5 protein-coding genes are annotated in these 13,311 nt (G+C 48.4%); 1 reads left to right on the plus strand and 4 read right to left on the minus strand.

Annotated elements, in window-relative coordinates; all coding sequences use genetic code 11:
• Window positions 1–32: 32 nt before the first annotated feature.
• The 4 genes from ACYQ0C_RS13970 to ACYQ0C_RS13985 form a co-directional block, all read right to left on the minus strand.
• Window positions 33–3,164: a glycoside hydrolase family 2 TIM barrel-domain containing protein gene (locus tag ACYQ0C_RS13970; protein ID WP_016275989.1), complete on the minus strand. Its 3,132-nt coding sequence runs from the start codon at window positions 3,162–3,164 to the stop codon at window positions 33–35.
• Between the two features lie 137 nt (window positions 3,165–3,301).
• Window positions 3,302–4,900: an aspartate:alanine exchanger family transporter gene (locus ACYQ0C_RS13975; protein WP_016275988.1), complete on the minus strand. Its 1,599-nt coding sequence runs from the start codon at window positions 4,898–4,900 to the stop codon at window positions 3,302–3,304.
• A gap of 91 nt (window positions 4,901–4,991) precedes the next feature.
• A complete protein-coding gene (locus tag ACYQ0C_RS13980) occupies window positions 4,992–9,275 on the minus strand; it encodes a beta-d-glucuronidase/beta-L-arabinofuranosidase (protein ID WP_016275987.1) in 4,284 nt (1,427 codons plus the stop codon).
• A 23-nt stretch (window positions 9,276–9,298) separates the two neighbouring features.
• Complete coding sequence (locus ACYQ0C_RS13985) at window positions 9,299–11,995, minus strand: alpha-d-galacturonidase (RefSeq protein WP_016275986.1); 2,697 nt, start codon at window positions 11,993–11,995, stop codon at window positions 9,299–9,301.
• Between the two features lie 253 nt (window positions 11,996–12,248).
• Here ACYQ0C_RS13985 and ACYQ0C_RS13990 point away from each other — a divergent pair, with 253 nt between their 5' ends.
• Window positions 12,249–13,190, plus strand: a complete 942-nt coding sequence (locus tag ACYQ0C_RS13990) for a tyrosine-type recombinase/integrase (RefSeq protein ID WP_016275984.1) — start codon at window positions 12,249–12,251, stop codon at window positions 13,188–13,190.
• Window positions 13,191–13,311 lie beyond the last annotated feature (121 nt).

Below are 13,311 nucleotides of genomic sequence, written 5' to 3' on the forward strand. Positions count from 1 at the left end.
TTAATTAGATTCGATATTTTCTTACCTCTACATCATTTAATGAGGCTGAAGCGTACCCGCAACGTATGAGGCTTCTGCTTATCAATGGCATACTTCTTCAGTACTCCGGGACCGCAACTACTGTTTCCTAAACCTAAGACCGCAGCATCCAAACTGAGAATAACTTCCTTTCTCGGTTTCAAGTCACAATCATGAGTGGTTTTATAAATATCATCTACTGTGTAATGCAAGGCCGAAAATGAGAACGGCCGGTCTATGGCCGTCACCCGGATACCTTTCCCCTGCTTATTGGTCAGAATCACCTCGGTAACATCCTCGTGATTGCCGCTATCCTGAGGACGGGGGTAATGTGTGTACTGTTCACTCACCTTGCTGCTCCATCGACCTATCAGACAGGACGTCTTACGGTCGGGATAGTTTTCCCAAGGGCCACGACCGTACCAGGAAAGATTTTCGTATTCTTCTCCCAGTACAAATGCACTGCCCAGACGAGGCAATTCCGGCAATTCTCCTTGTGGCAGGTAAGTCTGTTCCAGATCTACCGTTCCATCCGCATATATTTTATACCGGGAAGAGACACGGATGCTACCCTTGGCATAACGATATTCTACTACCGATTTCTTCGATACGGTGTCATCCGTTTCCTGAGTTTCCGTTTCGGGAGTAATCACCTCTACTTGAGGAGCATCCAATCCCTGATTCTTCCAATCCTTGGCCAACCAGTTACCGAAACTTTTATCATTATCCGTCGGAGCACGGAAAGCTTGAAAATAACTATCTTTCCATAAATCCAAAGCAGAAACCTTACTTTTACGTTTACCCGGTTGTACGCCGTCAGCCACCGCCATCAAATGATCATTCAAGGCAAACTGTTCCTTTAAAATCTCATGCCCGGCCTTCGCCCATAAAGCATCTTCTTTCAATACCATACTTACATTCAATCGAACATCAGCCTGCTTGTTAATCTTGACATCGGGCAAAGCCACCGTTCCCGTTTCACCGGGGACCACTGCCGGAAGAGCCAATTCCCCTTGTTTCACCTTTTTTCCATTCTCCATCAACGTCCACAGACAGCGATATCCTTCCAATCCCACATGGTGGTTGCGGTTCGTAATTTTTAATTTTTCATTTTCAATTTTTAATTGAACCGGGGCATATACTTTCTTCACCTCCCAATATTTGGGCGTAGTTTCACGGTCACTCATCACCACTCCATTAAAACAGAAAGCCTTCAAATTGGGCCTGTCGCCAAAATCACCGCCATACGCCACCATCCGGCGGCCATCCGGCAATGTCTTGTAAATACCTTGATCCACCCAGTCCCATATAAAGCCACCCAGCATACGTGGGTTACTGTACATCTCATCCCAATATTCCTTGAAATTACCTAAAGCATTTCCCATGCAATGTGCATATTCGCTGGTCATCACAGGACGGTTATCATTCGTGCGTTCCGCTATTTCCAACAGGCGTTCCCAACGTGCGTTCTCCGCCCGTTCCTTGTCTTCCCCTTCGGGAATGCCGGGATTCAGATACTCCTGTTTCACACGGGTATAGAAACGACTGATTACATCCACCGTTTTCGGATCGGGTTCTCCGTTCACTCCCTGAGCTCCTTCATAGTGTACGGGACGGGTAGGATCAAAATCGTGCAACCAAGCGGAGATCGCCGCAAAATTAGGTCCGTAACCACTTTCATTCCCCATGCTCCACATCACTACGGAAGGATGGTTTTTATCGCGTTCCGCCATACGTACCGCACGATCCAGAAAAGCAGCGTGCCAATCGGGTGTACTGGCCAATGTTCCACGCAATCCGTGCTCTTCTATATCCGCCTCATCCATCACATACAGTCCCAAGCTGTCGCACAGTTCATACCAACGACTCACATTGGGATAGTGGCTGGTGCGGACCGCATTCACATTGGCCTGTTTCATCAGCAAGATATCCTGCAACATCCTCTCCTCACTCATCACGCGTGCCGTACGCGGATCGTGCTCATGGCGGTTCACTCCGCGAAAACGGACGGGATTACCGTTGACCAGCAGTTGCCCGTCTTGTATTTCTATGCTGCGGAAACCTACCGGCTGTTCCACCTGCTCTATGGTTTGTCCTCCGGCATTCTGCAAACGAAGCTCCAGTTTGTATAAATAAGGAGTCTCGGCAGTCCAGCGCTGCGGAAATTTTATAACGGCAGACATACGTCCCATCTTGCGCGGGCCACGCTGAGGATACCACTCATTCATCCGTGCCGCTTTATGTTCCAAGTCCAGTATATCTTCCACATTTCCCGTCATGTTCACTACTTCTCTTCCATCGGCATCCTTCAGCACTGCCTGCAACGTATAGCCTTTACCGTCCATTCCCTGATAAACGCTGAACTGCGGATCAATCAGCAGCCGGAAATCCTGATAATTTCCCCGGTCAGCAGGAAGTGTACGCACTGCATAGTCACGGATGCGGACATCCTGGGTATGCACCAGATGAATGCTGCGATGAATCCCACCGAAACGCCAAAAGTCCTGATCCTCCAGGTAAGATCCGTCACTATACCGATAAACTTCCAGAGCGATTTGATTCTCTCCCGGTTTTAGCCACCGGGTGATATTGAACTCACTGGGTTCCATACTTCCCTGGCTATACCCTATGCGTTCACCGTTTATCCATACATAGAAAGCGCTCATCACTCCTTCAAAACGAAGAAAAGTCTGTCCATTTGCCTTCCATCCGGCGGGCAGCGTGAAAGTACGCCGGTATTGCCCCACCGGATTACGTTCCTTGTAGGTGGTATACGAGGCTTTAGGCTCCCCCATCACCCGTGGAGGATCTATTTTAAACGGATATCCTGCCGATACATAGATAGGCGTTCCGTATCCGTTGATTTCCCAATTGGCAGGAACCGGAAAATCTTTCCAATCCTTGTCATTAAAGTCCGTGCGGTAAAAATCCACTATCCGTTCGGAAGGTACAGGCGTCCAACGGAATTTCCATCTTCCATCCAGACTCATCGAACAGTCCCCCTTCTGCTTGGCAAAAGGCACAAAAGCAGCCCTTGCCGGTTCCCGGTTTATCTGAAGTACATGCTGATTTTCCCAATCATTTATGGGTTGGGCCTGCAAAGACGCCGCCATCCATCCGCACAATAACAATCCGTATATTCTCATATTTATGTTCTTTCTTTTCAGATGAAGACGGACGAAATATGATTTTGTACCGTATAAATTGTAAAAAGAAAACCCTTCCCTCCGATATTGTCATCGGAAAGAAGGGCTGTTCGAATCCATAGCCTGAACGGCTATAATCAATATACCGCCGAAGCGATCACCTGTATAAACAAGATAAGGAAAACCATTGCAATGGGATACACCGTAGCGTATGCAACACTCGGAATATTACTGTCCACCATGGAATCGGCGGCTGCAAGACCGGGCGTACTGGTCATACCACCGGTGATGGTTCCCAGCAAATCCAGCAAACTGATTTTAAATACCAGCCGGCCAACCACAACAGCCGCCAGCATAGGCACTACAGTGATGGCCGCCCCTACTCCGAACAACAACAAGCCACTTTCCTGAAAAGTAGCTACCAGATTCTTACCGGCGGAAGTACCCACCTCCGCCAAAAACAGCAATAAGCCCAACTGGCGCAACAACTGATTGGCAGGACCGGACATAGACCACAATATAGGCCCCGTCTTTCCCACGGCACTCAACAGCAATGCCACCATCAGCACCCCTCCGGTCAGTCCGGGTGAAAAAGAGACACTGTCTGAAAATGAAATATTTATCTTACCGAACAACACGCCCAATACGATCCCCATAGCTATCGGGAAGAAATCAGTATCGGACAACTGCTTGGCATTATTCCCCAACAAACGGGCTACGCCTCTGAGTCCTTCCCGTTCACCGACCACCATCAGCTTATCACCGAATTTCAAGGCCAGATCCGGAGAGGGCGACAAGTCTATACCGCTTCGACGGATACGGGTTACCGTACAGCCAAAGTTACGTTGCAAGTTCAAATCTCCCAATTGCTTGTTTATCATATCTTTTTTCGTCAGCAACAAAGACTCAATTTCCTGTGTCTGGTCCAGAGGCAATTCGCCTTCCTCCCGTTCTCCAACCAATACGGCAAACTGGTTCAGCGCCTCCTCACTTCCCACCGCCTGCACATAGTCCCCTTCCAGCAACATGGTATTCGCCTTGGGCATCAATATAGCATCCTCATGCTTTACCCGCGAAATAACGGCCCCCGTCATGGCACGCGCATTGATTTGTGCCAAAGTACGTCCGAATACCGCTTGATTAGTCACTCTGAAAATGCAAGTTGTCAGTTCCGGAAAACCGCTACGCCGTTCCAGTTCCAACCTGCGCGCTTCTTTATCCAGATCCACCCGCATGATCTTGGGCAACAGCTTCACAAACAAAATCACCCCTATCACTCCAAACGGGTAAGCGATGCCGTATGCAATGGAAGCCAACGGTGAATTTGTACTGTCTATAGCTACCGCCAGACCGGGCGTACTGGTCAATGCACCCGCTATCAATCCCACCACGCTGGGCGTATCAATGTCAAAAGCATACTTCAGCCCTACCACCGTCAGACAAGCAGAGCAAATAATAAGCATGGTGATGAGAATCAGTGTTTTTCCTTTGCTCCTGAAAGAATCGAAAAAACCGGGACCCGCCTGAATACCGATGGTAAAGATAAAAAGCACCAGACCGAAATTCCCCAATTCTTTAGGAATGATCACACCGAAATGTCCGAAAAGCAAGGCTATGAAGATAACGGCCGACACATCCAGCGACAAACCTTTTATCTTAATCCTTCCGAGCATAAAGCCCAACGCTACAATAAGGAAGAGCGAAAAATAAGAAGAATGCAGTAAATCAATTAACATATTTTTTAAGAGGTTAGTTTCAGCGCACAAAGATATGTAAAAAAGCTAAATGCTGAAACTTTCCCCTTACTATTTGCAGAAATCATCCCTCCTATTGCACATCCAGCGCATCCAGCGCCAGCCCCTCCATATCCGGAGCGGAAAGCACCACCTTATAATAGCCGGCATTGATATACGTACCCGTTGTCGTACTCAGCATGCGCCATTTTCCGGGAGTCTCGGCAAAAGTCAGATGATCCTCCTTCAGCACCACCCCTTTGGAGTCAATGAACTGCATACGCACCCTCATAGGCTTCCCCGTAGCGTTCATGTATTTAAAACGAAGGGCATAGACCTGTGCCAGACCGGTAGAGATATTCCAGGTAATACTGTTTTTCTCACCTTTACCAAAGAAGACACCGGTTTGTTTCTTGACCTCTTTCTTGATAAACTTGCCTTTCAGCACAGCGTCCTCGGCTTGATAAGTCACATTAGCACGGGCATTTTTATCCTCAGGCAATAATTCCTTGGGAGTTTTTTCCATCACCTCCTTGTCTTGTGCAGCCCAGCTGAAACTTACATTCCGGTCATCAGCCCCTTGATTGGCAACAGGCTCCACAGAAGCGGCCGAAGCTATCGCAATGCCACAAACCAGAGCCTGTCCCGCTTTCACCTCCGGAAAATCAATCTTCAGAACCCCACCTTTCACCGTAGCATTCACCACCTTCTTGCAAGCACCGTCATGACCCGCTTCAGCCCATAGATCCAAGTCGTCCAGAACCACTTTATCGTTTACCGCCACATCAAAGATACGCAAGCCTTCACAATCCGTCTGTACACCGCCTCCCGTACCGTGCCAAGGCTCGGTAAAGTAAAGTTCCACACGGTATTCGCCATCCGGAACGGGGAATTGGAAATTCAGTTTGTGACGTCCGAAGCGGAAAGTCTGGAACAGCTTCCAGTCCCGGGTGCCATGAATGGGATCATTCGTGGTACGCTGGCTCGCCTGATAAGGGCTCAACAACTGTACACTATCCGACGGATGGATAAACGATTCCGCCCACGAATGAGAGTAACGGCTGTTATCCTGCGCCCATACCTGACCATACGTATCCGTATAAGCGTCTCCTCCACAATTCAAACGATAAAGATATGTATATCCCTCAGCACCTTTCAACAACGCTGTTCCGTTCAACCGATCGGCAGCAACAGGCACTATAGCAGAGCCACGGTAAAGAGCCTCAAAATGAGGCGCATTTTCCAGACCGTCCAGCACCAGCACATCTTCCGCCACCGGGTTTCCTTTAAAGTATCCCACGGCACGAAGCACATTGTAACGGATATCGCGGTTCTCCCACATGAAATGGGTACCCACCCCATGATTCAATTTCCGTCCCAAGAATTCAGCATCCACCGCATCATTGTACAGCAACACACTGTCACAATTGCTATACGCCTCAATGGTAGCCCGTCTGCGGCCTGTCGCAAAACGGTCCTCCCACGTGTGGGATGCCAGATAGACCATCGGATCTTCAGAAGCCGGTACATAGTTGGCACGATACATATAATATACATCCAGCGGTTCTTCCCACGGAGTCACCAATCCTTTATAATTAAACGGTCCCACCTTATCTATCCGGCGATACGCTTCGTCCGGCTGGCGGCGTCCCGGGTTATCATGACTGCTGAATATCCATTGGAACTGTCCGCATACACTATCTTTAGCCTGTTCCGCCAGCCGTATCTTGGTTTCCATCAGCTGGCACATACGTTCCTCACTCCATACGCCCTTCGCGTCAAAGGCAGCCGGTTCGGTATGCAACCCGATGCTGCGCCATGCGCCATACTCACCATTCAGCAGTTGGTTCTTCTGCGACAATTCACGGCCATACTTATTCACATCACCGCCGTATGTACCGCTCCAGTTCTGAATAACATTCCAATCCGTCCCGTCACCACCGTTACACGTAGTGATCACACGCATGGTACGGGCGGTAGGATCCATTTCCCGGATAATCTCACTGCATTCCTCGGCAAACTCCTTAGGCAGCGTGCTTTCGTTCTGCAATCCCCACATCACCACACTGGGCGAGTTACGGCGTTCCTTCACCCATTGGCGAAGTAAGTTTTTGAAATTCTCACGAAATTCCGGAGTATCATACCACACGTGAGCCGAGAACTGAGTCCACCACAAGATTCCTTCCTTGTCCCAATATTTCTGATAATCCAGGTGATGGGGCTGATGAGCGTCGCGGAAAGCGTTGAAACCTGCCGCACGGATCTGTTTCACCCGAGCTGCCACCTGCTCACGGCTGAAAGCATGGCTTTGTCCGAACTGGTGTTCATATTCACACACTCCATTGATAAAGACAGGCTGTCCGTTCAGATAGAACCGTCCGTCACCGTCCTCCCGTTTCACCGGCCAACTGATGGTACGGATACCAAAAGGTGTACTAATCTCATCCGTCGTACTCTTGCCACGCTTTATCATACTCGCCAGTTTATACAAATAAGGATTCTCCGTACTCCATAAGACAGGATTCTGCACCGGCGATTGCTGCTTCACCACTTTCCTCTCGCCCGGCTGCAAGGTCACTTTCTGTGTCAGACGGAATACCTGCTTACCATCCGCGTTGCTGAATTTATTCACAATCTCTACTGTTTCAGCAGTCTTCCCGTAATTTTTCACCTCCGTTTCCACGAAGACCGTTTCCGCCTTATCATCATTCCAAATATGCACTCCGAAAGGTTCGATGCGTATTTCATCCGTCGCTTCCAATACTACAGGACGGAAAATGCCCAAAGGCTGGGAACCTTCGCTGAATCCCCATTCCGATGAACAGCCACCGCACACCCAAGGCATATCGGCTATCATTTCAGGATGCTCCGCTTTCACTACCAGCCTGTTCTCTCCCTGCTTCAACGCCTCTGTCACATCCAGTGTCAGCGTAGTACGCCCCACGGGATGACGGCCGAAGTCCTTTCCATTCAATGTGATAGTGGCATACGTTCCCACTCCCTCCAAACGAAGGAAATAACGTTTTCCAAATGAAGAGTTGGAATTTAGAAACTGAGACTTATCCAGTGTGAAGGTCTTTTCGTACATGGCAGTGCCGTGCAGGTTCCCATGCGTCAGTTGGCGGTAACCGTAATAATCGTCCCAGTTATGAGGAATATTCACTTCTATTGCCTGTTGAGCAAACAACCCTTTCAGATGCGTTGCTTCCGTCAGCCATGTTTTCCATCCTTTATCCAGTTCCATCACCATGCGGCGGTTCTTCACCTCCCGTTTAGGGAAATGCACTTGCGAACGTCCCATCGGCTTGCTGGTCGCAATGGCTATGCCACGTTGTTCCGCGTCATTCACGGCACAATAGAAATGATATACCACCCCATTGTGTTTCACCACATAACTTTTATGAGCGAACAATTCATCATAGTCTTTGGAAGGGATAATCAAATCCGCTCCTTTCCAATCGGTCCAGTGCACCAGGTCATAACTGGCAGCAAAGGTATTGAACGCCTTGTATTTGCGGCTGGGTTCAAACGCCGAGAAATAGAACATAACATATACATCACCCATTTTCTGGATATGAGCATCCCCCGTGATGGTTCCGTCCGCTTCGTGTGCAAAGACCGGATTGCCCGGATAGCGTTTCCACTTCTTCATATCTTTGGACAAGGCGATACCCACCCGTTCCGCTTTCAAATCCGTTTCCGGATGCCGTCCTGCGGCGTTATAGAACATGACGAAAGGTGCGCCCAGTGTTTTCTCCTTATCCCAATAGACCACACTCTTATATTGGGTCAGCTTTTCCCACCATTGCGCGTCTTTATCATGGATGCTCATCACGGGCCGGTCTTGTGCCTGCCACTCATGGGCGGAACCCAAAGGCCGGTCAGTCCAGGCCAAACCAATATACAGCGGCTTGTTCACCGATTCATATCCGGTCCCTTCTCCACCCAGATAAGTCATCCAATGCTTGCCTTTATACGTCTGCAGGGCATAGCTTCCTCCCCACTCTATATCCGGCAATGCAGGGAAACCACCCCGCTGGTTGCAATCCCAGAATCCGTCACGATAAGACAAGACACGTCCCAATGTACGCCATTCCAACAGATTATCACTTTCGGCTATCCATGTCTCGTATCCACGTCCGTCCAGTCCGCTTTTACCATTGTAAACCACGTAGGTCATATACCACTTATCCCCTTCGCGGAACACGGTAGGGCAGTCTATTTTATGCTTGTTGTCGGCAGGAGCTACAGCCAGCCCATATTTATAAGGAGTCTTGGCCTCCTCATAAATCTGCTCCATACGCGATTGCGGGACCTCACGCTGGGCATATACTCCCAGTGACAACAGTAAAAATGCCAATATCAATATCTTCTTCATAATTATCTTTTTTATCACGGCTACTAATAGAACATCCAGTCCATCGTCTCCTCCGCACCGGCCAGCCCTGCATTACGCGGAGTCACCTGTGCGTCCGTAAATCCCAGCACCATCGTATATCCTTTCGGCAGCAACAAGGTATGCTTTCCAGCCTCGAAATGATAAGCATGTACATTAGCCAGCGGCATACCTGCTATGCGTATGGCATTCGTCAGTTTCGGTTCCGCCTGACCGTAATCATTGGCAGAAGCGTCCGTTTCCAGTTTCGGAGCTTTCGCGTACTTCTTCTGGTCATCGCGGAAATAACCTACCAACAAGTTCACCGGAGCAGCCGCTTCAAACGCTATCGTCGTACCTTCCTTACGCTGTGCATCCCCGTTCATTCTATAAGCAGTCAAGCCTTCCAGTTCGGTGGCCAGTGCATCTACTTTACCAGGTACATTAGAGAAAAGGCTTGCACCCGTCGCCAGTTTCACCGGAGTCAGTCCGTTCAGCATCTTCACCTTTGCAGCGGACAAGGGTTTTATCTCAGCCGCACTTTCCGTCACCTTACCTGCCGCCTTGTCTTTCAGCAACTGCAAGTTCGCCTTGAAATTAGCCAGCTCATTTTCATAATGCACCAGCATTTCCTTCCAAGTCTTGTTCTTGCCACCATCGCCCCCGATCGGAATACGGCGTTGCGCGGTCTGCATACTGTTGGCATAATAATAAGCGCTGTCCGTCAATGCCACCAGCTTGCGATAATGCTCCAGACTTTGTTCCATCCATGGAATAGCAGCATCCAGTTCGTTCAGATCCTTTCCCCACTGATAGTTCAACACATGTTGTGCCGCCTTCACTTTCAGATTAAACGCGTATGCAAATTCACGATAACAATGCATGTCATTCTGCAAACGTCCGAATTCCGCTTTATTACGGGTCACCGCTGCAGCAGCCTTGTCAATGGCCGCCACCGCCTTGTCACCGTGTTCCACCACTTGCGCCACAATATCCAGCGGCAATTCGCCCACATGCGGCTGTTTCTTCCATTCCTTCTCCACATATTCTATCAGCTTCTCGCCCTCCGGTCCGCAACTTTCATAGAATCCCGGATAGATGGTATATTTATAGGGGTTCACCAACTGGCTCATAAACATACCCAGCAACAAAGTCTGCCGGTTCCCTTCCGTAATACCGAAACGGCGGAGCAGCTTCGGAGCAATCTCTCCACTCTGCTCGTATGCCTCCAATATATCTCCGGCTTCGGCAGGAGTCGTACCATAATAATCACCCAGCTGTTTGTCCCAGAATTCCACTTCGGATGAGCGGTCGCGCCGGCAGTTCCATGCATAGCGTCCCCACGTCTTGTACCATATCCAGTCACGGTCCAACTGATACTCCCGTTTGCCATCCGGCAACTTATCAGCCGTGTACGGCCAGTCCCAGTAAGAGGCCTGTGGATACAGATGCAGGGCATTGGCTCCATGTACCTTGTGCATGGCCGTCACCGCTTTCTGCACAAAGTCGGGAGATCCCCAGCGCCACGGCTCCAAATTTGCCAGGATATGTACATTACTGATATGGATACTTCCCAAGGCACTCAAGTCCGAGTGTATTTTAGACCACGGACCACGCGGTTCGTAGGTAGTCAGTGACTCACCATTGTATTTATGCATGGTATAAAGGTTCTTGTATAACGGCAGCGCAGCATCCATCACCATCTTGCAGTCTGTATCGTGCGCACGCAGCAGGATGGGCGGCTCGTCCGTACGTCCCAATGCGTTCAGTCCGTCCTTCACTCCCGGAATAATGGTTCGGGTGAACCATTCCACATCATCCTCGTAGGTATCCATCGCTTCTCCCAAGCATACCAGCAGGCCTACATTGGGATACTTTTCTATAAACGCTGCCACCGACTTGCGGGTATAATCACTGACCAGCGGAGTAATGGGACGGTTACGATCCTGTGTCTTCAACCCGTAATGTTCGGCAAAAGGCTTGCTCAACAATATATTATAAAACATCTGGATAACAAAGATACCGCGTTTATCCGCTTCAGCAGTCAGGAATGAGAACATTTCCTCATTTTTCTTAAAAGTTTCCTCGTCCACCTCCACGGCAAAAGGATACTCTTCCAGTTTCACCAACGAAGCAAACGGATGTCCGTTCCACAGATACAAGGAATTCATACGGTTTTCCACCAGCATATCCAAGTACTTGATCCACTGTTCCTTGTCATAAAACCAAGGGAAGCTCTCAGGCGTATAGGGATACTCATACACCCCTCTTCCGGGCAGGTATTCCATTTTCTGAATCCCCACACAACCTCCGCGGAGCACCATTTCGGGAGCGTCCGTCAGCTGTGCCGGAAACTTCAAGTCGTTGTATTGCCCTACATGGTCTATCAATTCACGACAGCCATAAATCACACCACTTCCATCGTTTCCTGTCACTGTAGTCATGTTTCCACGGGTAGAAATGGAAAATCCCTCCTTTTTCAGTCCGGTGGTATCGGCAGCCTGTGCCAGCAGGATGCAGACCTCCTCTTTATCCATGCCCACCGTATCTGTCAGCACAGCAGATGAATAGCCCGCATCTTCCAGCGCTTTTTTCAAATGCTCCCCTGCAAACTGTACCCGGTTCGACGCCTCCTGAGGCATCACAATATTCACATGGGGTTTCTCGCACCCCCATAACACGCACATACATGCGACAAGTGTTCCTAGCCTGATTTTTTTCATTCTTTTCAACTTAAATTAGTTATAGTGAGACGGGAAAAATAACAAGGCGTACTCACAAAACCTTCGTCAATCGTCAAAACACACCCGGTCCGCCCCTTCACACACTTGTCTTGCCAAGGGACAATCACTCTGAGAACCAACATAAATCAGACATAATTTACCAAATATCTTTTCTATTTCGAACATTTCAGCTTATATTCGATTTCACTAAGAGTATTATTCATTTGTAAAATCTATAAAAAAACGGAGTCTTATGAAAAAGAAAAGAAAATTCAATGAGTTTATGGACAAGCTGATAGAAAAGCTGAAAGAAGAACAACGTTACAGCACGGCACACATCTATCAGAGTGCCCTGAATGCATTCTGTGAATTCTGCGGAGGCCAGGCGGTTTACTTTCACCAGCTCAACAGGGCCAATCTGAAGAGCTTTGAGGCACACCTGCGCAACAAACCACTGAGCTGGAACACCGTTTCCACCTATATGCGGATGCTGCGCGTAGCTTACAACAAGGCAGTGGAAAAGAAAATAGTCGTGGAGAATCCCCTTTTATTCCAGCATGTCTATACCGGAGTGAAGAACAATATAAAACGTGCGCTGAAAGTGGAAGAGATATACAAGTTGCTGAACAAAATCCCCGTGAAAGAATTACCGGAAGGTTTGATACAGTGCAGAGCCTGGGCCAATCTGATGTTCCAGTTGCGCGGAATGCCTTTTGTCGATCTGGCCTACCTCCACAAAAACGACTTGAAAGATAATACCATTTCCTATCGCCGACACAAGACGGGCGGAGACATAACGGTGGATGTTCCGGAAACTGCCATGGAACTGATAAACAAATACCGGAACACCAACAAAGACTCCCCTTATCTCTTTCCCATTCTCAGCGGAACAAAAACCGGAGAGGATCTATATATAGAATACCAGAAGGCACTGCGAACAATGAATTATAAATTAAGCAGACTGGCGAAAAAATGCGGAGTGACAAACAAAGTCAGTTCATACACCACCCGGCATACTTGGGCCACCCTTGCCAAATATTGTAATTTCTCAGAACAATTGATCAGCGACGCATTCGGGCATTCGTCAGTGAATGTGACAAAAACATATTTGAAAAACTTTAAAAATGAAGAGATAAATAAAGCCAATGATGAAATAATTTCATACGTCTCAAAAAATGGGAAGAGGATGGAGTAGATAGATAAAACACTGAATATCAGATATTTTATTTCCTGTTACTTTGTAAGTAACGGAAAATATTTTGGGTTCAAAAATAGACAAATAACTATTAGCAAACAAATAAAGACCTAGTTTTTTT

The organism is Phocaeicola sartorii JCM 17136 = DSM 21941 (genome assembly GCF_054653615.1).